22 protein-coding genes and 1 pseudogene are annotated in these 24907 nt (G+C 53.1%); 6 read left to right on the top strand and 17 right to left on the bottom strand.

From position 1 onward, the window contains the following. Positions 1–16: 16 nt before the first annotated feature. From ACLJRE_RS12670 to ACLJRE_RS12660, 3 genes and pseudogenes are all read right to left on the bottom strand, one after another. Positions 17–3466: an inverse autotransporter beta domain-containing protein gene (locus tag ACLJRE_RS12670; protein ID WP_053296620.1), complete on the bottom strand. Its 3450-nt coding sequence runs from the start codon at positions 3464–3466 to the stop codon at positions 17–19. A 154-nt stretch (positions 3467–3620) separates the two neighbouring features. Next, entirely contained in the window at positions 3621–4034 is a 414-nt protein-coding gene (locus ACLJRE_RS12665; protein WP_410957403.1) for a hypothetical protein, read from the bottom strand. Positions 4035–4459: 425 nt separating this feature from the next. Further along, positions 4460–4700, bottom strand: a pseudogene (locus ACLJRE_RS12660) (hypothetical protein); the annotation flags it as partial. Positions 4701–5303: 603 nt separating this feature from the next. On the opposite strand from ACLJRE_RS12660, the gene ACLJRE_RS12655 reads away from it, so the two are divergent. Beyond that, positions 5304–5984 (top strand): isochorismatase family protein, encoded by a 681-nt coding sequence (locus ACLJRE_RS12655; protein WP_000106461.1) that lies wholly within the window; start codon positions 5304–5306, stop codon positions 5982–5984. A 167-nt stretch (positions 5985–6151) separates the two neighbouring features. Here ACLJRE_RS12655 and cigR read toward each other — a convergent pair whose 3' ends face one another. The 5 genes from cigR to ACLJRE_RS12630 all read right to left on the bottom strand — a co-directional run bounded on the left by cigR (position 6152) and on the right by ACLJRE_RS12630 (position 10585). Beyond that, positions 6152–6631, bottom strand: a complete 480-nt coding sequence (gene cigR / locus ACLJRE_RS12650) for an anti-virulence regulatory inner membrane protein CigR (RefSeq protein ID WP_001065324.1) — start codon at positions 6629–6631, stop codon at positions 6152–6154. A 101-nt stretch (positions 6632–6732) separates the two neighbouring features. Then, entirely contained in the window at positions 6733–6819 is an 87-nt protein-coding gene (gene mgtU, locus ACLJRE_RS12645; RefSeq protein ID WP_252515021.1) for a magnesium transporter protection protein MgtU, read from the bottom strand. Positions 6820–6831: 12 nt separating this feature from the next. Continuing rightward, positions 6832–6924, bottom strand: coding sequence for a protein MgtR (gene mgtR / locus ACLJRE_RS12640; protein ID WP_001082117.1), 93 nt, complete (start codon positions 6922–6924; stop codon positions 6832–6834). 21 nt (positions 6925–6945) lie between these two features. Next, entirely contained in the window at positions 6946–9672 is a 2727-nt protein-coding gene (mgtA, locus tag ACLJRE_RS12635; protein ID WP_023212124.1) for a magnesium-translocating P-type ATPase, read from the bottom strand. 217 nt (positions 9673–9889) lie between these two features. Then, positions 9890–10585 (bottom strand): MgtC family protein, encoded by a 696-nt coding sequence (locus ACLJRE_RS12630; protein WP_000392699.1) that lies wholly within the window; start codon positions 10583–10585, stop codon positions 9890–9892. A gap of 505 nt (positions 10586–11090) precedes the next feature. On the opposite strand from ACLJRE_RS12630, the gene ACLJRE_RS12625 reads away from it, so the two are divergent. Next, positions 11091–11993 (top strand): EamA family transporter, encoded by a 903-nt coding sequence (locus ACLJRE_RS12625; RefSeq protein WP_000535970.1) that lies wholly within the window; start codon positions 11091–11093, stop codon positions 11991–11993. A 42-nt stretch (positions 11994–12035) separates the two neighbouring features. Here ACLJRE_RS12625 and ACLJRE_RS12620 read toward each other — a convergent pair whose 3' ends face one another. From ACLJRE_RS12620 to dagR, 8 genes are all read right to left on the bottom strand, one after another. Then, positions 12036–12965, bottom strand: a complete 930-nt coding sequence (locus ACLJRE_RS12620; RefSeq protein WP_023212123.1) for an Rpn family recombination-promoting nuclease/putative transposase — start codon at positions 12963–12965, stop codon at positions 12036–12038. 235 nt (positions 12966–13200) lie between these two features. After that, positions 13201–13944 (bottom strand): 2-dehydro-3-deoxy-phosphogluconate aldolase, encoded by a 744-nt coding sequence (gene dagF, locus ACLJRE_RS12615; protein WP_023212122.1) that lies wholly within the window; start codon positions 13942–13944, stop codon positions 13201–13203. Further along, positions 13931–15040 (bottom strand): D-glucosaminate-6-phosphate ammonia lyase, encoded by a 1110-nt coding sequence (dgaE, locus tag ACLJRE_RS12610; RefSeq protein WP_023212121.1) that lies wholly within the window; start codon positions 15038–15040, stop codon positions 13931–13933. Before dgaE ends, dagF begins: the two co-directional genes overlap by 14 nt. 3 nt (positions 15041–15043) lie before the next feature. Beyond that, positions 15044–15904 (bottom strand): PTS system mannose/fructose/sorbose family transporter subunit IID, encoded by an 861-nt coding sequence (locus ACLJRE_RS12605; RefSeq protein ID WP_001526325.1) that lies wholly within the window; start codon positions 15902–15904, stop codon positions 15044–15046. Next, complete coding sequence (locus ACLJRE_RS12600) at positions 15901–16650, bottom strand: PTS mannose/fructose/sorbose/N-acetylgalactosamine transporter subunit IIC (RefSeq protein WP_000380259.1); 750 nt, start codon at positions 16648–16650, stop codon at positions 15901–15903. The genes ACLJRE_RS12605 and ACLJRE_RS12600 overlap by 4 nt, the downstream gene beginning before the upstream one ends. A 145-nt stretch (positions 16651–16795) precedes the next feature. Next, complete coding sequence (locus ACLJRE_RS12595; protein ID WP_001284295.1) at positions 16796–17281, bottom strand: PTS system mannose/fructose/N-acetylgalactosamine-transporter subunit IIB; 486 nt, start codon at positions 17279–17281, stop codon at positions 16796–16798. Between the two features lie 10 nt (positions 17282–17291). Next, positions 17292–17717, bottom strand: coding sequence for a PTS sugar transporter subunit IIA (locus tag ACLJRE_RS12590; protein ID WP_000214106.1), 426 nt, complete (start codon positions 17715–17717; stop codon positions 17292–17294). Positions 17718–17935: 218 nt separating this feature from the next. After that, positions 17936–20734, bottom strand: coding sequence for a transcriptional regulator DagR (gene dagR / locus ACLJRE_RS12585; protein ID WP_001252667.1), 2799 nt, complete (start codon positions 20732–20734; stop codon positions 17936–17938). 196 nt (positions 20735–20930) lie between these two features. Between dagR and ACLJRE_RS12580 the strand changes: the two genes are divergently transcribed. Both ACLJRE_RS12580 and ACLJRE_RS12575 read left to right on the top strand, forming a co-directional pair. Further along, positions 20931–21224 carry a YicS family protein gene (locus ACLJRE_RS12580; protein WP_000824215.1) on the top strand — a complete coding sequence of 98 codons (294 nt, stop codon included), beginning with the start codon at positions 20931–20933 and terminating at the stop codon, positions 21222–21224. A gap of 105 nt (positions 21225–21329) precedes the next feature. Beyond that, positions 21330–22712 carry a glycoside hydrolase family 1 protein gene (locus ACLJRE_RS12575; protein WP_001270481.1) on the top strand — a complete coding sequence of 461 codons (1383 nt, stop codon included), beginning with the start codon at positions 21330–21332 and terminating at the stop codon, positions 22710–22712. Positions 22713–22771: 59 nt separating this feature from the next. On the opposite strand, the gene nepI is transcribed toward ACLJRE_RS12575, so the two are convergent. Then, on the bottom strand, positions 22772–23965 hold the full coding sequence (nepI, locus tag ACLJRE_RS12570; RefSeq protein ID WP_001004800.1) for a purine ribonucleoside efflux pump NepI: 1194 nt from the start codon (positions 23963–23965) through the stop codon (positions 22772–22774). A gap of 215 nt (positions 23966–24180) precedes the next feature. Here nepI and ACLJRE_RS12565 point away from each other — a divergent pair, with 215 nt between their 5' ends. Together ACLJRE_RS12565 and ACLJRE_RS12560 are read left to right on the top strand one after the other, a co-directional pair. Continuing rightward, positions 24181–24540, top strand: coding sequence for a type II toxin-antitoxin system RelE/ParE family toxin (locus tag ACLJRE_RS12565; RefSeq protein ID WP_001217953.1), 360 nt, complete (start codon positions 24181–24183; stop codon positions 24538–24540). Further along, on the top strand, positions 24524–24847 hold the full coding sequence (locus ACLJRE_RS12560) for a helix-turn-helix domain-containing protein (RefSeq protein ID WP_001274841.1): 324 nt from the start codon (positions 24524–24526) through the stop codon (positions 24845–24847). The genes ACLJRE_RS12565 and ACLJRE_RS12560 overlap by 17 nt, the downstream gene beginning before the upstream one ends. The last annotated feature ends 60 nt before the right edge of the window (positions 24848–24907 follow it).

Raw genomic sequence — 24907 nt, 5'->3', positions numbered from 1 at the left:
AACCAAAGGTTAAAAACTAAAGACCCTGACGACACACCACGTTGATCTTGCTGCTATCGCTGCTGAAGTAGACGCCGCCATAGCGCAGGCTGACGTTGTTATGGGAGCCGCTACTCAACTGGTCCGATGACCAGTAGGTGTTGTCGGAGAAACGCGCGCTGGTATAACGTGTCATCATGCCCCACTCGTTCAACAGCGCTCCGGTGCCCCGGATCAGTGTTGCGGTGTGATTTGTACGCAGGATCATCTGGGCGATCGTCGGCAGGCTGTAACCCGACTGCGATGAGCAATACGTGTTCGCGTCGGACCAGCTCATTCTGGTCGACCCACTATGTATGAACCAGCTCTTAAGCGTGAAACTGTACTTAATGATGTTCCCCTGACTGCTTGTCGGCGTACCCGTAATGGTCACCTTGTCGCCCGTACCTGTTCCGGTGAACTTCACCACCCCGTCCGTCACTGATACCCAGCTGGCGTCGGAGGTCCAGGTGTAATCAGTCACGCTCTTGCTGTCCTTCGGCACGATGGTGAACGTCGCCCCGGTAAAGCCGGTGGTCGGGAATGTCCCCTCTTCGCTGGTCTGTGTAAAGGTGTAAGCATTGACCTGCGTATTGATGGATGCAGGGGCCTCATATCCCAGAATGATGCCGTACTTACCAGACTGCGCCGCCGTGCTCCACCCGCCCAGCCTCACCGTCGCCCTCAGGTTCGTACCCGCCGTGGTGGCCGTGTAGGCCGCCGTGTAGGTCCCGTCCCCGTTGTCCCGCCAGCGGCTGCCGGCTTTAAGGATCGCATTCGGTACGGTGACCGTATCCGCCGTCAGCGAGGCGGCCGTCCCGGTCACTGCGTTGTCCTGTCCGTCCTTCAGCGTCACCGTCACTGCCATATCAGAACCGGACACATAGGCAGTGGCGTCGGTGCTGATAGCCGATTTCGCCCCGTCCGGCGTGGCCGCCGTGATGGCATACGCATCAGATGACGCCGGGTTGCCCCTGCCGCCCAGCCTCACCGTCGCCTTCAGGTGTGAACCCGCCGTGGTGGCCGTGTAGGCCGCCGTGTAGGTCCCGTCCCCGTTGTCCCGCCAGCGGCTGCCGGCTTTAAGGATCGCATTCGGTACAGTGACCGTGTCCGCCGTCAGCGAGGCGGCCGCCCCGGTCACCGGGTTGTCCTGCCCGTCCTTCAGCGTCACCGTCACTGCCATATCAGAACCGGACACATAGGTAGTGGCATCGGTGCTGATAGCCGATTTCGCCCCGTCCGGCGTGGCCGCCGTGATGGCATACGCCCCGGACTGCGCCACCGAGTCCCACCCGCCCAGCCTCACCGTCGCCTTCAGATCTGTGCCCACCGTGGTGGCCGTGTAGGTGGCCGTATAGGTCCCGTCCCCGTTGTCCCGCCAGCGGCTGCCGGCTTTAAGGATCGCATTCGGTACGGTCACCGTATCCGCCGTCAGCGAGGAGGCCGCTCCGGCCACCACATTATTGTTCGTGTCCTTCAGCGTCACCGTCACTGCCATATCAGAACCGGACACATAGGCGGCGGCATCGGTGCTAATGGTCGACCGTGCCCCGTCCGGCGTGACGCTGCTGATAGTTACCACGGCTGAGGACAACGTAGTACCGTTGACTACTGGCGTAAGGGTGACATTCTCAGCATCCCTTCCGGCTGTTACTGTAACCGCATAAACTCCTGCAGATTTTCGTGTCAGGGCCGATATCGTGGCGCTTTTCAGGACGCTGCTGTTCAGGCTGATGTCCTTCACATCCATATCTACCGGCTGGTTATTCTCATCCAACAGCATCAGGGTCAGCACCTGCGTACTCTTCCCGTCCGCCAGCAGGACACTGCTCACCGGCGTGAAGGTCGAGGTCTGTTTGTTCACCTCCGTCGCCTGCACGGTCACCTGAGTGTCACTCCGCGAAGAGCGGTTGCCCTTCGTGTCCACCGCCACACCGCTGACGGTGTACGTGTTCACCCCCTGCGCCGATGACAGGTACGCCGGCAGCACCACCGCATAATCTCTTCCGTTCTGCACAATTTTACCGCCGGCTGCGTTCAGGGCTGAAGCATCCCAGTCGATGCGTTCCAGTCCATGCCTGCTGTTCACTGATACCCCCAGAGACTTCTGCTCACCGGTATAGCCCGTCACCAGGTCTGCCGTCTTCAGGCGGACAATCTCTTTCTTTCGGTACTCGAGCACAATATTATTGTTACGCTCCACCAGGTCATACTGGCTGCCAGCCAGGCTTCGCATCGCCGCCACCGCGGTCGGGTCCACCTGGGCGCGCCACGGCACCCCGAGGTGGTAATTCATATTCAACGTCAGCCGGGTGTCGCTTTTCCCTGACTGGCCCTGACGCTGTTCCGCCCCCAGGGTGATCAGCGGCACCGGGGTATAGTTAATCCCGACCGTGATGGCATGCGGGTTCCTCTGGCGACTGTCCACCCCGAACAAGGCGACTTCTTTGCCATAGTACTGCTCATACGTGAGCTTGCCGCCCAGCTGCGGCAGCGACGGTACCCAGGCCTGCCCCCGGACATCCCAGCCGTTTGCTGGCCGCTCCTGATAATCCTCCAGGTCCGGAGAGTCTTTCCATCCAGACAGACGCAGGTAACTATTGACACCCAACTTCAGGAAGTTTCGCCAGTACTCAAGACCGGCGCCGGCACGCGCATGGTCCCGGGACAGGTCGAAATCCCCGAACAGGTTGCCGCCCAGCATGTAGGTGGAGGTGGAGTGACGCCAGCCGGCGCCGAGGCTGGCCTGGGTACGGCTGTCGGTACGGTGCAGGCTACCCTGGGTGAACACAAGGTTATCGCCCTGGTCATACAGCGGCAGCAGCAGGTCAAACTGCGAGTTTTTCAGGGAGAAGTTTTTGTCCGCGTCCAGCTGCACGCGGGCGGTGCCGAAGTGGCTCAGCCACTGCTGAAATGCTCCGCCGGCCTCGACGGTGACCATATTGCGGGCCATGGACGCGGCGGCGTCACTTTTTGCACTGCTGGCCAGGAAGCTGCCAGCCTGTGAGGCATACCCGGCCACTTTCTGCGCCTGCTCATTGCCCTCTTCTGCGGAAGCGGACCTGCCGGGGGCGGCGGCATCTGACGCGTTTTTATTATCCTTTGCTGCCATCAGCGGCACATCCACGTCATCCCCAGACTGCAGACCATTGAGTCCGTGCGCGAAGGTGCGCAACTGATTGAGCTCGCGCAGCTGGTTCAGGGTGAGATCGAATTTTTTTGCAACCGAGATGGCCGTCTCACCGGGACCCAGCGTGTAGACCTGCGTGCGCTGCGTGGACAGCGGCGCAGGCTGCGGCAGGAAATGCTGTTCGCCGGCCATCGCCGGGGGGAACGCCACCGCCAGCGGAAAGGCCACCTGCACGGCAATGTTAAACCAGGCCAGTCGGCGCAAAGCCGGAGAGGCAACGGCATCCCCGGACGGATGCGGGAGAGATACAAACTTCATTAAATAGATTCCCTGCTGATACTATCGTCCACGCCCCTGCAGCCACGGGGTAATGAGGGGGAACACATCACTCTGTGGCTGCAGATAGCGGCTCAAAATTACTGCTACTGGACTTGCAATCCATCTGACAGACATGCAGTCCAGAACCGCTGACTCACATTAGACGCCTGCTTTCTATCATCTCAGGGGAACCGTGGAACTCGACATCATGCGCTCGGGTGCTCAGGTCAAGGTCGGGGTGTTGCACCTGTAGCGAAACCCGTGTTGGTTGTCGGCCCTGAAAATGAACGGTATGGTTGGCGGCTTCACTCTGTCCGTCCAGAATGTGGCGCGACAATCCTGCTAATTGTTTTGCGTGCTGGTCGAATACATGGCCCATCTTGTCAGGCTGGTCCAGAAGCGACATGCTGGCGCCTGCCTCGAAGAACTTGCTGTTTTTAACTGTCAGTTTCTGAGCGTCGGAAAAGGTTATTCCTTGTGGGTCACTCCTGGATATTGCTTCCGGCTTACCTTGCTCATTCATGCCGAAAATAGCGTTTAGAGTACTGCCTAATCTGGATACAAACATGGGTAACCTTACCTGGAGATATTCAAGTCACTTCTATGCCATGGGCTGTAATTGGAAACTTTCATAAAATGACTATTGAATTAAAAGTGTTAGTACAGCAGGGCAACTGATTAAAGTTTATGGTGACGTCAAAACGAAAATATTAGGAAGAGTATTACTCCAGGATTATTTTTTGCTTATGTCAAATTGGTGTATACCCTAACCTGACGTCAGACCTGATAATGAAAAACTGGCAGAGATCTTTTTCTTTATTCGTTCACGCTTCAGTAACTGAAAAAACTTTCTGCAACTGCATTGTCGTGGCAGTTACCACGACGGTTCATACTGCTCTCCAGTCCGTGTGATTTCAGGATAACGCTTACTGCTCATGTGCACATCTGTCTAAGCCATTTTTGACGCTGAGGAGTCTGTTAATCCTGTGGTGATTCAGCGCTTTCTTTCGGCTCATTTTCAACGCGATAATAGGTGTCTACATCATAATTCTGTTTACGAAGATCATCGTCACTGTAAACACTCAGCTTTTTTTAAGCCTGTTATCTTAAATACTCATTTTAAGGCATCTTTAATATAGCAAGCATCATCATAAGCATTCTCATCCGGAAAGTCTTTATAACCCATACGCAACGCAACAGCACTACCATGCTTACTAGCATAGTTATAACTCATAGCTCCCACTAATATATTATCTTTAATATCTCATATATAAACCATGAGAAAAACATATCCTGATAATCTACCCCACATGAAAGACAAGGCTTTATTCAACGTGTTCCTATAATGGCTTGTAATATCCAAAAAAGCAGCACTCGTCATGTAGGGATAGTTTTCAATTTATTAAGAGTTACAGTAGCCATACTTAATGTCAGCACGCTTCCCACTTAATATTTAAGCTACGCTTTATATTATTTAAATATAAATAAGTTAATCCTTAAATTGAACTATTTCAAATTTATACTAAATAAGTTTAAAACTATCTATCAGAAACAATTTGTAGGGATATTGCCTGTTTTTTCAATCAATAATCCTCTCTGACATGTAAAATAGAAACATTTATTCATAATATGAATATTGTTGTGATAACAGATTCGCGTGAAAGTAAATCGACTGAAGGTGATGCCGATGAATATTCCTTCAGAAAGAACTCAACAGGGTAATCCAAAATCGGCAACGGATTACTGTCATCAGCTTAAAAACGGAAATCGCCCCGGCGATTAATGACTTTAACACTGATAGTGATTATCAGTGAAAGGCAACAACAAGGAATGAATTATGTCTACACCCGCGAATTTTAACGGTCAACGCCCTGCCATTGATGCTAACGACGCAGTAATGCTGCTGATTGACCACCAAAGTGGCCTGTTTCAGACCGTCGGCGACATGCCGATGCCGGAATTACGCGCGCGCGCCGCGGCGCTGGCTAAGATCGCTACCTTATGCAATATGCCGGTCATTACTACCGCATCCGTACCACAGGGACCGAATGGTCCGCTGATTCCGGAAATCCATGCGAATGCGCCACACGCGCAATATGTCGCGCGTAAAGGGGAAATTAATGCCTGGGATAATGCCGATTTTGTACAAGCGGTAAAAGCGACAGGCCGTAAAACGCTGATCATCGCCGGTACTATTACCAGTGTCTGCATGGCTTTTCCAGCCATCAGCGCCGTCGCGGAAGGTTACAAGGTATTTGCGGTAATTGATGCCTCCGGTACGTACAGTAAAATGGCGCAGGAAATTACGATGGCCCGCGTGGTGCAGGCGGGCGTAGTACCAATGGATACCGCGGCGGTAGCCTCTGAGCTGCAACGTACCTGGAATAGGGAAGATGCCGCAGAATGGGCGGATGTATATACCAAAATATTCCCGGCCTATCAGCTACTGATTGAAAGTTATACCAAAGCGCAGGAAGTAGTAAAAAATAATGAACTGCTGGATTCTCAGCGCGCATAAATAACGCCCTGAAGCGGCTAAATAGCCCCATTTAATGGGGCTATTTTACTTGCCATTTTGGTCCTGGGCAGTGCTCAAAATCCTCACGTACTACGTGTACGCTCCGGTTTTTGCGCGCTGTCCGTGTCCAAACTGGCTGCGCCAATAACGCCTGGTGGGATAGGCTCTTAATCAAATACGCCATTAATAATCGCCGTGACCACCGCGGTACTGAGCGCGATCAGCACCAGATTATCCCCAACGATTTTCCACTCATAGCCCGGATAATAAGGTAATTGTCCCAGCATAGACGCCGGCACCGTTTTTTTAGCGATTCCCGGCGGCAGCGGTTTTCCTCTCGCCAGATTTTTCGCAATCCCCGGAGGTAAAGACTGATAACCCGTCAGCCCTAAATTCACTGCCAGTTGCCTGGCGACAGCATAGCTAATGTCCGACTCGACGTGATCCGGTTTACCGCCATTTTTACGGTGTTCCGTTTTTTGCCCGGCATTTCCTTTATGGCCGTTACCGTTATTACCCTGATTAGCCGCGTTATTACCATGTCCGCCGCCATTGCCATTTCCCGGATTCGCCAGCACAGGCGTAGCGCTCAGGGAAAACGTAATCAACGTCGCCAGGACGGCGGTTAAACCACGACGATTATTCATGATATTGCCCTTCTGATGTGGGATACCATGAAAATAGCGCCCCGCCATAAAAAGAACAACTACATCGATTCTTATTTTAAGCGGGGCTCGCCAACAGCAGCTTATCGTATCCAGATAGTCAGTAAAATCAGGATGATTGCTATCAGGACAACCTGATAAAAAATTTTGTCCAACCCTCTTTTTTGCATGGCGTCACCTCGTTAGAAAACGATTTGCCAGAGGGCTAAACACAACACCAACAGGCTAATCAGTAAAAATATCAGCGCGATGATTTTATCGGGTGAGCGATTCATCTGGGCGATCCTCAAACATCATTAAAACCACTGGCCAAAGCGTTTGATATAAAAGCGCTTCATGCCTTGCGCCACCAGACAGTAGCTCAATAATGTCGCCACTAACCACGGGAAGTAGCTCAGCGGCAGCGGCTCCAGTCCAACCATCGCACCCAAAGGTGAGAATGGAATATAAATGCCTATCGCCATAATCAAGCCGGTCGTCAATAATACCGGCAACGTCGCCCGACTTTGGATAAACGGTATTTTCTGCGTCCTTAGCATATGCACGACCAGTGTCTGCGAGAGCAGACCCTCAATAAACCAGCCGGACTGAAAGAGCGCCTGCGCCTCTACGTTATTAGCCGCAAAGACGTACCACATCAACGCAAAGGTTGTGATATCGAAAATAGAAGACGTTGGGCCAATCCATAGCATAAAACGACCAATATTTTTCGCGTCCCATTTCCGCGGCTTACGCAGGAACTCTTTATCCATTTTGTCCCACGGCAACGACAACTGCGAAATATCGTACATCAAATTCTGGATCAACAGATGAATCGCCAGCATCGGCAGAAACGGAATAAACGCGCTGGCTACCAGTACCGAAAAAACATTGCCGAAATTAGAGCTGGCGGTCATATTCAGGTATTTAATGATATTACCAAAGGTTTCCCGCCCTTTGATGACACCTTCCTCAAGCACCATGAGATCTTTTTCCAGCAGAATAATATCTGATGACTCTTTAGCAATATCGGCGGCGCTATCGACGGAAATCCCCACATCCGCATCACGAAGCGCGGGCGCGTCGTTGATCCCATCCCCAAGAAAACCAACGGTATGACCATTTTTCTGTAGCGCTTGCAAAATACGCGTTTTTTGTAACGGCGTCAGCCGGGCGAATACTGCGCGTTTCTCCACTTCAGACCCCAGTTCGGCATCTGACATCGCCTCAACCTGGGTTCCGGTCAGGATATCGTGCGTATCAATACCCACTTCCAGACAGATACGCGCCGTCACGACCGGATTATCGCCGGTGAGGACTTTGACCGCCACGCCGTTATCCCGCAACGCGGCAATCGCTTTTCCGGCGCTCTCTTTCGGCGGATCGAGAAAAGTGAGCATCCCTTCGATGGTAAGTTCGGTCTCGTCCTCCACACTTAATGTCGGATTGTTCCCGGAACCATCCAGCTTACGTGTCGCTATCAGCAATACACGGAATCCCTGCGCATTGTAATCTTCGGTTTTCGCCAGCAGCAGCTCGCGGCGTGTTTCCGTCAGCGCCACCACACGATCGCCTTCGCGAAGATGGGTGGCTACCATCATCATCTCTTCAACAGCGCCTTTACAGATCAGGCATCTGTCTCCATGCTGCGTATCCTCCACCAGGACCGATACCCGGCGACGTACAAAGTCGAATGGCAGTTCATCGCGTTTAACGAAGCGCGCTTTTGTCGATGGCGCGATGCGACCCTCGCCAAAACGCAGTATGGCGCGATCCATCACATTTCGGGCGCCGCTCTGGCTGCTACTATTCAGCCAGGCCAGCATCAATACCCGGCTGCTTTTTACACCGCTCACATCCAGATGATGCTCCAGAAAAATATTGTCCTGGGTTAAGGTGCCGGTTTTATCTGTACACAGCACATCCATCGCGCCGAAGTTTTGAATAGCGTTCAGGCGCTTGACGATCACTTTGCGCCGCGACATCGCAATCGCGCCTTTTGCCAGGTTGGAACTGACAATCATGGGCAACATTTCCGGCGTCAACCCCACCGCAACCGCCAGCGCGAACAGCGAAGCCTCTACCCAGTCTCCCTTACTGAACCCATTGATCAGCAGGACAACCGGCACCATGATCAGCATAAAGCGTATCAACAGCCAGCTCACGCTGTTGACTCCACGATCGAAAGCCGTCTGGGTACGCGTACCCACAATGGATTTCGCCAGCGAGCCGAACCAGGTACGGCTTCCCGTCGCAACCACGACCGCTTGCGCTCTGCCGCTGGTTACATTGGTTCCCATCAGACAGATATTGCCCAAATCTAACAGGCTTTTATCTTTGTCAGGCAATTGCTCGCTGTCTTTACCTGCCACATCAGCCATAACATCGTATTTTTCTACGGGTAATGATTCACCACTAAGAATTGACTGGCTGATAAAGAGATCGCGCGACGCCAGCAGCCGGACGTCGGCGGGCACCAGATCGCCTGCGGCCAGAAAAACCACATCGCCCGGCACCAGTTCTTCAATGGGAATCTCTTCCTGCACCGCGCCTATATTGCCCGGCCCACGACGCAACACCGTGGCGGTGGTGCGAACCATCTTTTTCAGCGCCTGTGCTGCTCTGTTAGTGCGAAACTCCTGCCAGAAACGCAATAACCCGCTCAAACTGACCATCGTCAGAATAATCAGCACGCCGGTGAGATCGGTCTCTTCGCCACGGCGTAACGGGAGCCAGTAATCCGTGATAAAACTGACCCCTGCCAGTGCCATCAGAACGTAAATAAACGGGTTATTGAATGCCTGCAGAAGCTGAACCAGCACCGGAGGAACTTGCTCATGCGCCACTTCATTGCGCCCATACACTTTCAACCGTTCGCTGGCCTCTTCTATCGTGAGGCCCTGACGATGGCTGTTCAGCCACGCCAGTGTCTCCTCCGGGCTATGAAAAGCTTCCGCTTCGATCGGAAATACTTTTTTATGCTGCTTATCATTTTCTGACGCCGGGCGATTGAGTTTCCGGTTTTCAATGTTCATGTCAGTCATGATGAATCCCCAAAATTAAGGTGTAGTGTTTCCTGCATATCACGCCCAGGGAATAGCAAACTCACGATTTGAAGGTGAATGCCCGGGAGAATTATCTATGCATAAAAAAGGTTATTGCTTACTCACTATTTTGAGTGGGTTTTATTTTATCGACTCGGGAATATCCATCATTCCCTCCTTATACGCCTGGCGTAATGTTGCAATTGAATAAAAACTATTATTGACTATCAATGCTCCAGTGAATTGCGGTGATATTATCGTTATCACCTATTCTGGATATAATCAGTTCTCGCGTTTTACGATAATCAGCATGACCCACGAGCTCGGCACGAATTTCTTTATAGCCCTGTTCCTGAGCGGGGACCGAACCTAACCCTTGTAAACAGATCGCGGCCTCTTTTACGATATTCAGTAACCACTGACGAACCGCGCTCTCATCTTCTTTATTACAGGTTACTTTCAGGATATAACGTTTTTCTCCCTCGGCGGATACCGGGAGTTGATTTATACGCTGCGCCGCTTCACGCAGTAAAATATTGGCACAAAGAATAATGATCGTCGCCGCCAGCGCATTTTTGAACTGCCCTAAGCCGCATAACACGCCGATGCCCGCCGAACACCATAGCGTTGCCGCAGTGTTCAGTCCGCGCACATTCATCCCTTCGCGCATGATGACGCCCGCCCCCAGAAAGCCAATACCAGAGACAATCTGCGCCGCAATTCTCCCGGGGCTGTCTGGCGATGTCGTCATGGAGCTCAGAATAAAAACGGCGGCGCCTGTCGCCACCAGCGCATTAGTGCGTAATCCCGCCATACGTTGACGCCATTGTCTTTCCGCGCCAATCAGCGCGCCCAATAGCATAGCGGCCAGTAAATTTAAAATATAAGGAAACATTAACATACGTTCCTCCATTTTTTCTGGAAGAATAAGTACGTGCTATATTTAGCACACGACAAATTTCTGCCCTGAGGCAATTAGCGTCGTGTTGACGGCGGAGGAAATAAAGCGTGTTTAAACATGAACATGACGATTACCTCGCGACAATGCGCGTGTTGTAACATTATTGGGATGACAATCGTCACAAGGGGAGATTGCTGCCCACCGGTTCGGCAAGCAGCGCAGGAATAGCGTGCGTTAACTTGCCAGATGATTTACGTAAAAGTGACTGTCCAACATATTACTCCTGCATGAATTTGCGCTTATTATAGTCAGTCAATATGTTCTGTAAAGTGCAAAGGCGGGGATAGTGACGATTTGTTTAAGTTTGTTTGATATTTTCTATGACAAAAAAATGACAATATTATGTCAATAACAGGCTCGTCTGAAATCATTAAACAATAAATTCCTGCTTAATGCCGGCGATAGCTCTGTTATGATGCCTGCACGTAAAAAAATAAAACAACATGACGAGGAAAAAATGGGTTCCACCAGAAAAGGGATGCTAAACGTCCTGATTGCCGCCGTATTGTGGGGGAGTTCAGGCGTTTGCGCGCAGTACATCATGGAGCAAAGCCGTATGTCGTCACAGTTCCTGACGATGATACGTTTGTTATTCGCCGGGCTGATACTGGTGACCTTCTCCTTTATGCACGGCGATAAGATATTTTCAATTCTTAAAAACCGCAAAGATGCACTGAGTCTGCTGATTTTCTCCGTGGTGGGCGCGCTCACCGTTCAGCTAACCTTCCTGCTCACGATTGAAAAATCCAATGCTGCCACCGCGACAGTGCTGCAATTTTTATCGCCGACCATTATTGTAGCGTGGTTTGCATTAGCGCGAAGAACACGACCAGGCATTCTGGTCTTAACCGCCATTCTTACATCGCTTATCGGCACCTTTTTACTGGTCACTCACGGCAATCCAACATCGCTGTCGATCTCTTCAGGCGCGCTGTTCTGGGGTATCGCCTCCGCATTTGCCGCCGCCTTTTATACGACCTGGCCTTCCAGGCTAATCGCCCAATACGGCACACTGCCAGTGGTCGGCTGGAGTATGTCCTTTGGCGGCCTTATTCTGCTGCCCTTCTACGCTAAAGAAGGAACGCACTTTGCGGTGAGCGGCAGTCTGATTCTGGCCTTTTTCTACCTTGTGGTGATCGGTACGTCGCTGACGTTCAGCCTGTATTTGAAAGGCGCGCAACTGATTGGTGGCCCCAAGGCCAGCATTTTAAGCTGCGCGGAACCGTTAAGCAGCGCCCTGCTGTCGCTGCTGCTGTTGGGGATTAGTTTTACCTTGCCGGACTGGCTGGGCACGCTGCTCATTCTCTCGTCAGTGATTCTGATCTCCCTCGATTCCCGTCGACGCGCGCGGGCCGCTTAACGCCGTTGATAATCACGATGACCGGGCGGAAGAGGGAAAAGTTTAATGGCGCTTTGCCTTAATCTCTTCGTCAGAAAGCCCGGTAATCATCAGCACCATCTCTCGCTCGATCCCCTGTTCCAGCATCGTATGCGCAATACGCAAGGCCTCCTCCTGCTTACCTTGATGTATACCTTGTTGTACGCCTTCACGCTTACCTTTTCTGCGCCCCGATTCACGTATTCTGTCTACGATCGTCATTAATCTCTCCTTGTGTTGGGGAACACGACGCGCCACCTCGCGGATAAACTTGCCAAAACGAGGCGTGCTGCCATGCTGTATTAGCAAATAATTAAACAGCGCTTTTAGCTGACTGTCATTAGCGTTTCCCGTAATCAGAAGTACCGCTAAGCGCTCGACCAATCCCATCAGGTCGCGCTGACGTATATGCTTTTGTACCAGCTCCAACATCGCGATACGTCGATGCTGCATAATCTCGTTATCCGGCACCACCGTAATGTCTACCAGTGGAAATGCCGTCGCATAAAGCTGACGCGCCAGTGCAGGATCGTCAAACTCATCCAGCCAGCACAGCGAAAAGGGATACGGGCTTTTCGCGCCATGGTAAAACAGCATGGGAATCACCAGCGGTAACGTTTTATGGCCAGCATCCAGATGGCGCTGCATCGCGGCAGTCGCGTAACGCATTAACCGGAACGCCATATGCGCGTCCGGCGTACTCTGATGCTCTATAACGACATAGATATAACCTTCGCCTTCACACGTTTTTAGCGACCAAAGGACGTCGGAATAAAACGCGCGTAAATTTTTCTCGATAAAACTGTCCGGCGCCAGTTTCAACGTCGTCAGATCGCAACGTATTCTTAGCGAATGGGGAAGATGAATATTGAGAAAATCCCGCGCGGTATCCGGATGACGTAAAAACGTTTTGAATACCGCATCATGGGGCGTAGACGTGGGGCTTTTTTTCATGGCGATCCGTCACCTGAGGAATAAGATGACGCCACTGTACTCGCCAAAAATACAGACAGCATTCAGGAAAATTTACCCCTGCGAGGAGGCTCGAAAGGGAATCACTGACGGCTGCAATACGTACATTTTTGCCCAGCCTGCTACGCATTATCGCCCGATAGCGTAACGCTAACCGGGCCTACAAATACACGTCATCTGTAGGCCAGGTAAACGCAGCGCTCTTCGGCGATAAATCTCACACCAGCGCTTTGACTATCTCCATCAACCGAATGATGTTTTCGGGGCGCGTATTGCCGGTTTGCGGATCGATAATCGAGCTGTAAACATGCGGCATGACGCGCGGCACGCCTGCTTCCAGGCAGGTTTGCAGGATAATACCGAAATTATCCAGTGAGATACCGCCGGTCGGCTCGATGAGCGTCATGCCGTGGCGGGCGGCGGTTGTCGCCAGCGCATAGAGTTCCGGTAACGACTTTTCGCCGCCCATCGGGAAAAACTTCGCCGCATGTGCGCCCATATCCTGCATCATGCGTACCGCCGCTTCACAGGAAACGCGGGCTGGCGTTCCCTGGCTGCTGCTGACGCCGGTAGAAATCACCACCTCGCCAGGCGTTCCCGTCGGGCTGACCAGGGCGTTAATATGTGTTTGCTCGCCGCCTGTCGCCGCCAGTGCGCCCGCTGCGAAGCCGCTGCCGGTAAAGGTCTGGTTGACATGGGCCGGGTGAGTATGGGCGGCAATCATCGCCGCTTTGTAGTACTGCGCCGGGTCGCCTGCGCCCAGCCCCACCGAGATAGACGGTACCTCCGCCATCCAGCGTTTCACCTCCGGTACGCCCTCTTCTACCGTAGCGAACTGCGCGGAAAGTACGCCAATGACCGCATGGCCTTCGGCGGCTTCATAGATAGCCTTCGCGTTGGCGATATCCTTTGCCAGCACGTTAATCGCTACCCGCTGACGATAAAAATTAATCTGCTGCATGTTCTACAATCTCCCTGAGTCGCGCCACAATCAATGCCATTTCCCCTTCGGCTACCGTGCGTGGATCGAGGCTAAAAACCCCCTGATGAAGCTGATATTTGCGGGCGTAAATCGCTATCTCGCCGCCGCGCAACTGCGCTTCGACGTCCTGCGCGTTCAGCCCCAATTCTGATGCGTTCACCCGCACACGAATACGCCAGATTGCACGCCCGGCCTCATCCTGTTCGATATCGGCATAAAGCCCATGGATGGCGGAAATCGCTTCCGCGACCGGCTGTAACTGTGCTGCGGTCACGGTCGTCTGGCCCTGGTGGTAATTCTCCAGGGCATACACCAGCCCAACCATGTTTTCCTTGCCGATTTTCATTGCCCTGGCAATCCCCTGGTGCTGCGCTTTGCAGGCGGCAATCCACGTTTTCTTACCAGTGATAAAGCCGGAGGTTGGCGCATTAAAGGCTTTCGCGCCGCTATAGATAACCATATCTGCGCCGCTCGCCACCCAGCCGCGCAAATCCTCTTCCGCCGCGGCATCGACAATCAACGGCAGGTGGTTGGCCTGCGCCACCTGTACAAAATCGTCAATGCTCAACATGCCTTTCTGTACGCAATGGTGTGATTTCACATACAGTAGCGCGGCGGTCTTTTCGCTAATGGCGTTTTCCAGTTGCCAGCGGGCCGCCAGATTGCTCGACCCCACTTCCACTATGCGCCCGCCGCCAAGACGAATGGCGCTGGTGACTGGCGCGCCGTAGTCCACATTATGCCCGCGCAGCATCACCACCTCATTGGCCATACCGGTACTGTCCGGCATCAGGGCGACGCGCGCCCGATCGCCGTGGGTGATAGCGGCAGCGACGGCAATGGCAATACCCGCCGAGGCGCACGAGGTGATATAGCTATCTTCAGCACCCGTATAGCGCGATACCAGTTCGCCGGTTTTTTCCACCAGCGCATCAATCTCGACGAAAGCGGAAGCCGCGCGCGCGGTGGCCTGCATGACCTCCGGCGCGACGCTTGAGACGCCCAGAATGGTCATTTTGCCGCAGGCGTTAATGACCTTTTTCAACCCCAGTTGTTGATAGATATTCGGCGTCATGATTTACAGCACTCCCAACAACGAACAGACTATGCTCAGTGCGACAATCGACAGCAAAATGGTGGTGTAGCGCGGCCCTTTTTTTACCAGATAGAAGTAGATGGCGAATACCGCCGCCAGTGGCAGTAAGCCCGGCGCGATAGAGTCGAGGATCTGCTGAACCACCACTTCAGATCCTTTCAAGGCGCTAATTTTTAACGGCGTGGTGATTTTGACGTAGCTGGCGGAAAGCGCGCCCATCATGATCAAACCCAGCACGTTGGCCCCGTAGATCAGTTCTTTGATTCGCCCCCCCTGCAGCAGGCCGATAATCGAATCACGCCCCAGCGTATATCCCTTGTGGACCATACCGTAGCTGATCGCCAGGGTGATCGCCGGGTAGAGAATCAGCGGGATAATACCGCCCATCGCGCTGCCATTTGCTGCGAACGGAATAAAGATCGCTATCAACAGCGGCATCACCGCCGCCCAGATAATCGAGTCGCCCATCCCGGCAAGCGGCCCCATCAGGCCCGTTTTAATGCCGGTGATAGACGAGTCGTTAATCGGCTCGCCGCGCGTTTTTTGTTCTTCCATGGCAATAGAGATGCCCTGAATCACCGCGCCGAAGGTCTGCTCGGAGTTAAAGAAGTTAAGGTGGCGTTTTAGCGCTTCTACCTGCTCCTCTTTTTGCGGGTAGAGTTTTTTGATGATCGGCGTCATCGAGGCGCAGAAAATCAGGCTTTGTAAGCGCTCATAGGAGCTGGAAACCTCGGCGCCCAGCCAGTAGATAAACCAGGCTTTGGTGATATCTGCTTTGGTCAGCGCCCCGCTTTCCCGCGCGCGCTCAACCAGTTCATGTTGCATTACGTCACTGCTCATCATGCTGCTCCTTCATTTTTCGCCAGGCCTTTAATCAGGAAGGCGACACAGGTGCCGAAGATGGCCATCGCCATGATGTCGACCTTGAGGTACAACACCGCGAAGAACCCGCCGATAAACCACGGCAACAGGCTCTTTTTACCGATCACCATAATGGTGATGGCAAAGCCCAGCGCCGGCAGAATGCCGCCCATGATTTCAAAGGAGTGGGTTAACCAGTGCGGCATCAGTTTAAGGAAACTTTCCACCACATCCTGGCCAAAGTAGTTAGCGGCAAAGACCACCGGGAAGCGCAGTACCAACCCCAGCAATGCCGGGTAAAGAAAGGCGCAACGCATGATGCCCGCCATGTTTGCCGTTTCCGCGTGTTTATCCGCCATATGCACCCAGGCGGCGTTCAGCGTGCGCCTAAGCTGATCGAGAAACACGCCAATCACGCCAAACGGGATTGCCAGCGCGATCGCCAGGTTTGGGTCCATACCGGCCTTCACCGCGATAGGAATGGAGATACAGGCCGCCAGCGCCGGATCCGACGGCACGTTGCCGCCCGGCGTTGAGGTCACGCCCAAATAAACGAGCTGCATCCCTGCGCCGATAATCATCGCAGTCTGCATATTGCCAAGCAAAAGCCCGACAAATACCGCGATCACCACCGGTTGTAACAGCATCGCGGAGAAGGTGTAGCCGAGGCGTAAACGGGCAAACCAGTAATACAACCCCATCAGGCTTGCAAAGAGTAAGGTATCCATAGTGTTATCCTATACACTTCATCCTTCAGGCTGCCTCTTTGTTGGCTGCCTTCGCTCACCCCAGTCACTTACTTTAGTAAGCTCCAGGGGATTCACTCAGTTGCCGCCTCGATGCATCCAGAATGATTTTGTGTCTATTAAAGGGTTAGAATTTTTTCAGGATATCGTCGAGCGGCTGCGGCTTATCTTCCGGGATGGTCTGGAAAAATACCTGAACGCCACGGTTTTTCAGGTCGTTAAGAATGCCGACGTCTTTTTCATCCAGCGTAATATTCTGAAAAACCGCCTTGCGGTTTGGCCCGCCGCCGAGACCGCCAACCTGAATGCGGGTAACGTCAAAGCCCAGTTGTATGGCGTCCTGCACCGCCGCCAGTGAGGGAAAAAGCACCAGCACGTTACCGTCGCCAAGCTGATTTTCTTTCCATGCGGCGGCAAAACTCTGGTTGCCGAAGCAATCCACTTTGATATTTGGCGGCGCGGCCATCAGGTAGATATTTTTCATAAACGGATCGGCATCCAGTTCATCACTCACAACGGCTATCCGGTTCGCCTGAGATTGTCCGACCCACTTCGTGACAACCTGCCCATGAATGAGACGGCTGTCGATGCGGCATAAAACGATATTGGCCATGATGTTTTCCTTAGAGTGATTGTTGTAGCTGACGTACATGGGCGACCACATCCAGGCAGCTACTGCGCCCGGCCTCAACTAACTCATCCACGCAGGCGGTTAGCATCCCTTGTTCGCGCCTGTCCAGCGCCTCCAGCAGTAGCGACGCATTCAATCCGGCAATCACCGCCACCGGATAATCGGCGCTTAGCCGCGCCGCGACGTTGGACGTCGTGCCGCCGACAAAATCCGTCAGGATCAGCGAGCCTTCCGGCAGCGTTTTCACCACGGCCTCGACGCGTTGATAAAACTCGCCCAGCGTATCGACAGGCATTAGCGCGATTTCCGTCACGCCTTTAATTTCGCCCGTGACCATACGCAGGCTGTTGCAAAGCGGTTGTCCCCAGCCGCCATGCGTCAGCAGCAGGATGTGGGGCAACGGTTGTGTGGTAGTCAAAATGGCCTCCTGGCGCAATTACATGAGGACACCGGCATATATTGCCCGGTGGCACTGCGCTTACCGGGCCTACAGGACACTCCCGGTAGGCCGGATAAGGCGTTTACGCCGCTATCCGGCATAACGCATCATCAGAAGAGCAAAGGTTGTGCCAGAATTTGTGTCACGCGAGGAAGAAGAAAGGTCTGGCGAGGCGCGAAGCCCCGCCAGTAAAAGGATTAGCTATAGAGCAGTTCGTAGATATAAAAATATTCCGCATCTGATAAACGGATGGCGTAGGCATCTTCGATCGGCAGAAAAGCGGATTTGATGACACTAAACGCGCGCGCGTCCAGATTCGGCTGACTTTCCAACGCCATCTGTAACGGTTTTCGGTTAATCACAATACGCTCTACCATACAGCAGCAGTGGATCAGGAAGCGCAGTGTCACCTGGCGGCTTGGTTTCAGGGAAAGCGAAGACGTCAGATGGTTAAAAACGCCCTCCATCTCTTTCAGAATACGCTGCGGGTTAAGCACGGAAATATGATTGATGATGCTCTCCATCGTTAGCGCGCTGATAAAGCGCATGGCGCTGCGCTCCATCTCCAGACGGCGTTCAGCGTTGGACAGATCGGGCGTTAACAGGCTCAACACCAGTTCCGGCCCTTGTTCGGAGAAAAGCTCTTCCAGCGAAATAAACGGAATATCCGGCAGCCCCGGCTGGAAAGTGCCGACAATCCCCGCCAGCCGCTCGCTGGCATTCAATGCCTGCTGAACGCGCTCCAGACTTCGTACCTCGTTATAATCAAGGATCACCATCCTGGTATCTTGCGACATCAGTTCGCCAAAGCTCTCCTCCAGCACCTTTTTGATTTTTTCCGCCGTTCCCATGCCGGTAATACAGGAGATGACCAGCACTTTGCCGCCGTTCTCCTGCTGCGGCGTACAAAGCTGGCAGGGGATATTTTTACTCTGCAGGAGCGCCGTCAGCTGTGGTAAATCGCTGGTTTCATAGCTTAAATCCAGCCCGACTTCCAGCAGACTGGTCAGCGTGATGTTCGGCATGAGCAAAACATCTATCTGGAATAACTTACTGATCGTACTGCCAAAATGGATCAATGAACCGATGTCCACCAACAGGATAAGCCGCCGATATTGGCGGGTTTGAATCATTTGGGTCAGCGTTTCCAGCGTGTCATGCACCGACTGCTCAAACGGCATGTCGATGGCGCTGAACAGCTCGCGCTCCAGCACACGGTTGACATATTGCGCCTGACTGGTGGCAGTGGTCGCGCCGTGGGCGATCAAAATGACCCCGCAGTCGGGGCTGGCATCGATACGCTGACGATAATGGCGGCACTCTTTCAGGAACAGGCATAGCCAGACCACTTCCGTCGCCGGACACTGAATATGCAGCAGTTCGTTGATTTTCCGACACAGCAGCGCGGCGTTGTCATATTCGTCTTTGCAGCGATCCAGGATCAAACTGGAAGAGTAAAGCTGCGGGATCAGGCCACGCTGCACGTAGCCTATCAGCGCCAGGAAGTGTTTACGCAGTGGGTTAACCAGATTTTCCGGCAGCGAAAAGCCCAACACCTGCTCTACGCAGCCAATCAGCAGCGTCACGCGCTCTTCAATCTGGTCGCCATAGCGCGGCGGATGCGCCACGCTGTCGCGGCTGTAGAGACCGTATTCAAAAATCGAGCTGAGTTTATTTTTCAGGATCGCCAGCGTCTCCGCCGGGGGGACGTTACTGTTGCGCAAATTAACATATTCGCGCGTCAGGAAGCTGTAAAAGAGGTCGCTCTCTTCAATTTCCGCCCCGGTCGCCAGCGACGTCTTCAATGCGGGCAGCGTGCGCGCGTCTATATTTAGCCGCGCTTTACCGTCAAACAGAGTATCCACCAATAGACGCTGTTCCGGCGTCGGGTTAACCGACATCTCCGCCAGCCGTTTATCCAGCTGTAGCGTGTCGTTATGCTCGGTCATTCCCGATGCCCACGCCTGAGCGCAAAGAAACTGAATATCGCTTTTTAGCTGACCGATATTGCCTTCCAGGGGTTTATTCAGCAACCAGAGCAACAACGGTTTATCAATGCTGACCGTGCGTTCTATTTTGCGGCTTTCCCGCTGTAAGAACCCCACGATCAGTTCGATCTGTTCTTCAACGGAGCGCTGGCGAATGCCCGGCAAATCAATGCATACCTGAATACGCCGCTGGAAAGTACGTAACAGCGCCGACCCGACCGGCTCGGTAGTGGCGCAAATCAGGCGTACCGAAATTGATCGCGGCTGGCTGCTCACGCCGAGCGGACGGTACTCGCCTTTATCCAGAATAGAGAACAGCTTTTCCTGCCCTTCATAAGACAGACGGTGCACCTCGTCCAGCAGCAGATAACCACCGTCCGCCTGCTCCACAAGGCCTGTTTTATGTTCATTCGCACCGGTAAACGCCCCCTGCCGATGACCAAACAGATGCGAGGAGAGCAGTTCCGGGTTATGGGCGTATTCCGCGCAGTTAAAGTAGACCAGCGGCGGGATAGCGCCGCTCGCCTGTTCACAGGCGAAACGGTGCATCAGTTCCGCAAAAAAGGTTTTACCGACGCCGGACGGCCCGGTAAGCAGAACGTGTAAACCGTGCGGATAGAGCACTGCCGCACGGCCTTTTTCTACCGCATCGCGCAGGCTGCGATCGTAACCAATCAGGCTGGTAAACGGATCGTCGGGCGCATAATGCTCTTCATGCGGCAGCACATCCGCCACCGACCGCACCTCGCGTTCAGACTCTTCCAGCTGTCGTCCCAGCAACGTTTCCAGCGCCTGGCGATGCAAAAAATAGACCGGGCGGCCACGGCTTTTGATTGCCAGGCCGTCATTCCATAACTGATTGAGATCTTTGCTGACGGAGTTACGCGCCAGCCCAAGATTGAAACCTATCGCCTCCGCCGTAAACGCCGTCTCCTGCGCCAAATCGGCAAGGCATAGCCCGCGCGTCAGCCGTTCCAGCTCTCCCAGTACGATCTCAATACGTCTCATTACACTACCGCTTACGAAATAAAAGAGTGTTCAGAACATACACTATTCTGCCACGCAAGAAAGTGAAGGCGCAGCGAGAAACCGCCTTCCCACTTTTGCCTGACTTCAACGCCAACGGATAGCACGCCACGATGAGTGAACGTCGCACGGTCTACACTTACTCTTGAAAAAGTGCAAACCGATAAGGATACCGTTTATGAAACGAAAAACGCTTCTGCTTATTGCCGCGCTTGTCGCGCTACCGGGCGTCACGTATGCCGACTCTCCGTTTAGCTCGCTTCAGACGGCACATGAAAAAACCACGATTTTAAAGGATTTGCGCAAAATGTGTACGCCCAAAGGCGCTCTAACCGATGAAGCCTGGGAGAAAAAAATCATGGCGAGCGAGGGGAACCAGCAGCATATTCGGGAGGCGATGATCGCGATAGAGCGCAACAATCAGCATAACTACTGGCAGGCTCTCGGCAAGGTGGAATGCCCGGAGATGTAGCACACCTTTTCCGTTTTTTGGTCGCGAAAATGCGGACTGTAACCGGTTTCTGTTCGCCAAAACCGCGTATTCTGGAGCGAATTTACGCGATCAAGGAGCACGACAATGCGATACCGTTTTCCCGATAACTTCTGGTGGGGCAGCGCCTGCTCAGCGTTGCAAACCGAAGGGGATAGTCTGAATGGCGGTAAAAGCCAGACCACGTGGGATGTGTGGTTCGAGCGCCAGCCGGGTCGTTTTCATCAGGGCATCGGTCCAGCAGAAACCTCAACGTTCTATCGCCACTGGAAGCAAGACATCGCGCTACTGAAACAGTTAAAACATAACAGTTTTCGCACCTCGCTAAGCTGGGCGCGGCTCATTCCAGATGGCGTAGGCGAGGTGAATCCACAAGCGGTGAGCTTCTACAATCACGTCATCGACGAGCTACTGGCGCAGGGCATCACGCCGTTTATTACGCTGTTCCATTTTGATATGCCGATGGTCATGCAGGAGAAAGGCGGCTGGGAAAATCGCGACGTCGTAGAGGCGTTTGGTCGGTACGCGCAAACGTGTTTTACCTTGTTTGGCGACCGCGTGAAGCACTGGTTTACCTTTAACGAGCCGATTGTGCCGGTGGAAGGCGGCTATTTGTACGACTTCCACTATCCCAATGTGGTGGATTTTAAACGTGCAGCCACCGTGGCGTACCATACCGTGCTGGCGCACTCGACCGCCGTGCGCGCCTGGCGCGCCGGACGCTACGACGGTGAAATCGGCGTAGTGCTGAATCTGACGCCGTCCTACCCACGCTCGCAGCATCCCGCCGATGTGCAAGCCGCGCATCATGCGGATCTGTTATTCAACCGCAGTTTTCTTGACCCGGTATTAAAGGGAGAATACCCGGCGGACTTGGTGGCGCTGCTGAAAACCTATGACCAGTTGCCTGCCTGTCAGCCAGGCGATCGTCAGCTTATTACCGACGGCAAAATCGATTTACTGGGGATTAACTATTATCAGCCGCGCCGCGTGAAATGCCGTGATACGGCGGTGAATCCGCAAGCGCCGTTTATGCCGGAGTGGTTATTTGACTATTACGACATGCCGGGGCGCAAGATGAACCCTTACCGCGGCTGGGAAATTTACGCGCCAGGAATTTACGACATCATCACCAACCTGCGGGATAATTACGGCAATCCGCGCTGTTTTATCTCCGAAAACGGGATGGGCGTTGAGAACGAGCAGCGTTTTGTGCAAGCGGGACAGATTCACGATGATTACCGGATTGACTTTATCTCTGAGCATCTTAAATGGCTGCATAAAGGCATTAGCGAGGGCTGTCACTGTCTTGGCTACCACATGTGGACCTTTATCGATAACTGGTCATGGCTGAACGGCTATAAAAATCGCTATGGTTTTGTACAACTGGATTTAGCCACCCAAACGCGCACGGTGAAAAAAAGCGGAGAATGGTTTGCCGCCACCGCAGAGCATAACGGTTTTGATTAAGCGTTTATTATTGCCGGATGACGACTAACGTCGTATCCGGCCTACAAATGGCAGCAATATCAACTCATTGGCGTAATACGGACTTTCGCCGCCACGACTAATGCCGTCAACAGCATCAGTCCGCCGGAAAGCGCCAGCGGCGAAAGCAGCCCGAAATTGTCGAGCGCATAACCGCCCACTGCCGCGCCACAGGTATTTGCCAGTTGAATCACCGCGACCTGGATGGAACCGGCTTTTTCCGCCTGATCGGCAAGGGAACGAGTGATCCACGTTGACCATCCCACCGGCACCAGCGCAAACGCCAGTCCCCAGATAATCGCTATGACCGCCGCCACGGTTTTGTCGCTTCCCCACACAATGAGCGTCAGCGCGCTCAGCGCCAGTAGCAGCGGCGCACCGGCCAGCGCCAGTTTTACCGAACGTTTCAGGACATAAGATGAGAAAGAAGTACCAACGAAGCTGGCAATACCAAAACTTAGCAACACCAGCGTCAGACCATCAACGTCAAAGCCCGCCAGATTCATATAGACCGGGCGAATATAGGTAAAGAAAGCGAACTGCCCGGCAAAAGACATAAAGATGGCGATCATCCCGGCCATCACGCCAGGGCGTTGCAACAGGCTAAACATATTCTGTTTCTGGTGAGAAGGTTCGCCCGGCAGCGACGGCAGTGATTTCACCACCCAGATGACGCACAGTACGCCCATCACCGCAGCGGCGTTAAAGACATTACGCCAGCCAATAATACCGCCCAAAAAACTGCCCAGCGGCGCGGCGATCACTAACGCGATGGAAACCGCGCCAAAAATCACCGACAGCGCTTTCGGCACGGTACGCGCGGGAACCAGTCGCATGGTCAGCGACGCCGACATCGCCCAGAATCCGCCCAGCGCCAACCCAAGACAGGCGCGGCCCAGCAATAGCAGCGTAAAGCTGTTGGCAAAGGAGACCATCAGACAAGAAGCCGTCAGCAAAACGGCGAACAGAATAACGATATAACGCCTGTCGGTCGCCTGAATAATCTGGGTAATGAACAGGCTGGAAAACATCGCGACAAATGCCGTAACGGTGACCGACTGACCGGCGACGCCCTCGGAGATCCCCAGATCCTGCGCCATCGGCGTCAACAGACTAACGGGCAAAAACTCAACGGTAATCAGGCAGGCGACACAAAACGCTACGGCAAAAACGGCTGACCAATTAGGCCTGGCAACCCCATCAGCGCGGAATTTTTCTGCGATATTTTCATTCATTGTGGTTACCTGCGTCGTTTTAGTGCGGAAAATCCACGCAGTGTAACATTACAAAATGTGATCTGATTAACGTTTTAGCAACTGACATTGTTGCGCTGCATTTTGCGAGGCTGGTCGAGCGTTGAGAATTATCTTCTCTCGCTGCGTGCAAAACCAAAAGGTAAGACATAGTGTATCACCTGGTGCTATACTTTAGATTACAGGATGTCAACCTGATGCGAATCTTCAAAACCAGGTGGTTTAACAGAGAAGCGAAGTCCCACACGATAAAAGATGACGAGTTAAGCGAGGCCATCAACGCCGTACTGCAAGGAAAAGCAGATAATCTTGGCGGCGGAGTTTATAAAAAACGTCTCAATCAAAATCGCGATCGCGCAATCGTGTTGGCAAAGGGAGGCGAGCATTGGTTTTACACCTTCCTGTATGCCAAACAGGATATGGCCAACATTAGCTATCGTGAACTCGCGGGTTTCCGTGAGTTAGCAAAACACTATGCTTGCCTGACCGAAGATCAGATAACGGCACTCATTAATAACAAAGAACTGGTAGAGGTGCGCCATGTCAGCAAAAACTAAATTCAAAAGCCCTGCCTTTGAAGCGATTCATAGCGCGGCATCTGGATTATTTAGCGTGGATGCCATTCCCCAGGAGACAATGCGCAGTTTTGACACGGCCTGCTTAAGCAGCATCAAAGACCTGCAGCCACTTGAAATAAAAGCGTTACGAGAAGAACTCAACGTTAGCCAGCCGGTTTTCGCTCGGTACCTGAATACCAGCGTATCAACGGTTCAAAAGTGGGAAAGCGGCGCCAAGCGTCCCAGCGGGATGTCACTGAAACTACTTAATGTTGTCCAAAAACACGGGCTAAAGGTGCTGGTATGAGGGTTTTACCGATGGTCTGTTAAGGCTATTCATACGATAATGAGTGCAGGAAGCCTCTAC

It is taken from the genome of Salmonella sp. SAL04157 (genome assembly GCF_046551635.1).
GTDB lineage: Bacteria > Pseudomonadota > Gammaproteobacteria > Enterobacterales > Enterobacteriaceae > Salmonella > Salmonella enterica.
Note: the sequence above shows the minus strand (reverse complement) of the source record. Positions and strands in the feature narration are given on the sequence as shown.

Bases quoted from the DNA above. Each gene is read 5' to 3' on its own strand.
- ACLJRE_RS12670 (WP_053296620.1), bottom strand. From the start codon at position 3,466: ATGAAGTTTGTATCTCTCCCGCATCCGTCCGGGGATGCCGTTGCCTCT.
- ACLJRE_RS12595 (WP_001284295.1), bottom strand. From the start codon at position 17,281: ATGGCCAATATCGTTTTATGCCGCATCGACAGCCGTCTCATTCATGGG.
- ACLJRE_RS12560 (WP_001274841.1), top strand. From the start codon at position 24,524: ATGTCAGCAAAAACTAAATTCAAAAGCCCTGCCTTTGAAGCGATTCAT.
- ACLJRE_RS12600 (WP_000380259.1), bottom strand. From the start codon at position 16,650: ATGGATACCTTACTCTTTGCAAGCCTGATGGGGTTGTATTACTGGTTT.
- dgaE (WP_023212121.1), bottom strand. From the start codon at position 15,040: ATGACGCCGAATATCTATCAACAACTGGGGTTGAAAAAGGTCATTAAC.
- nepI (WP_001004800.1), bottom strand. From the start codon at position 23,965: ATGAATGAAAATATCGCAGAAAAATTCCGCGCTGATGGGGTTGCCAGG.
- dagF (WP_023212122.1), bottom strand. From the start codon at position 13,944: ATGCAGCAGATTAATTTTTATCGTCAGCGGGTAGCGATTAACGTGCTG.
- mgtR (WP_001082117.1), bottom strand. From the start codon at position 6,924: ATGAATCGCTCACCCGATAAAATCATCGCGCTGATATTTTTACTGATT.
- ACLJRE_RS12565 (WP_001217953.1), top strand. From the start codon at position 24,181: ATGCGAATCTTCAAAACCAGGTGGTTTAACAGAGAAGCGAAGTCCCAC.
- ACLJRE_RS12605 (WP_001526325.1), bottom strand. From the start codon at position 15,904: ATGATGAGCAGTGACGTAATGCAACATGAACTGGTTGAGCGCGCGCGG.
- cigR (WP_001065324.1), bottom strand. From the start codon at position 6,631: ATGAATAATCGTCGTGGTTTAACCGCCGTCCTGGCGACGTTGATTACG.
- ACLJRE_RS12620 (WP_023212123.1), bottom strand. From the start codon at position 12,965: ATGAAAAAAAGCCCCACGTCTACGCCCCATGATGCGGTATTCAAAACG.
- mgtA (WP_023212124.1), bottom strand. From the start codon at position 9,672: ATGACTGACATGAACATTGAAAACCGGAAACTCAATCGCCCGGCGTCA.
- ACLJRE_RS12625 (WP_000535970.1), top strand. From the start codon at position 11,091: ATGGGTTCCACCAGAAAAGGGATGCTAAACGTCCTGATTGCCGCCGTA.
- ACLJRE_RS12580 (WP_000824215.1), top strand. From the start codon at position 20,931: ATGAAACGAAAAACGCTTCTGCTTATTGCCGCGCTTGTCGCGCTACCG.
- ACLJRE_RS12630 (WP_000392699.1), bottom strand. From the start codon at position 10,585: ATGGAGGAACGTATGTTAATGTTTCCTTATATTTTAAATTTACTGGCC.
- dagR (WP_001252667.1), bottom strand. From the start codon at position 20,734: ATGAGACGTATTGAGATCGTACTGGGAGAGCTGGAACGGCTGACGCGC.
- ACLJRE_RS12575 (WP_001270481.1), top strand. From the start codon at position 21,330: ATGCGATACCGTTTTCCCGATAACTTCTGGTGGGGCAGCGCCTGCTCA.
- mgtU (WP_252515021.1), bottom strand. From the start codon at position 6,819: ATGCAAAAAAGAGGGTTGGACAAAATTTTTTATCAGGTTGTCCTGATA.
- ACLJRE_RS12655 (WP_000106461.1), top strand. From the start codon at position 5,304: ATGTCTACACCCGCGAATTTTAACGGTCAACGCCCTGCCATTGATGCT.
- ACLJRE_RS12665 (WP_410957403.1), bottom strand. From the start codon at position 4,034: ATGTTTGTATCCAGATTAGGCAGTACTCTAAACGCTATTTTCGGCATG.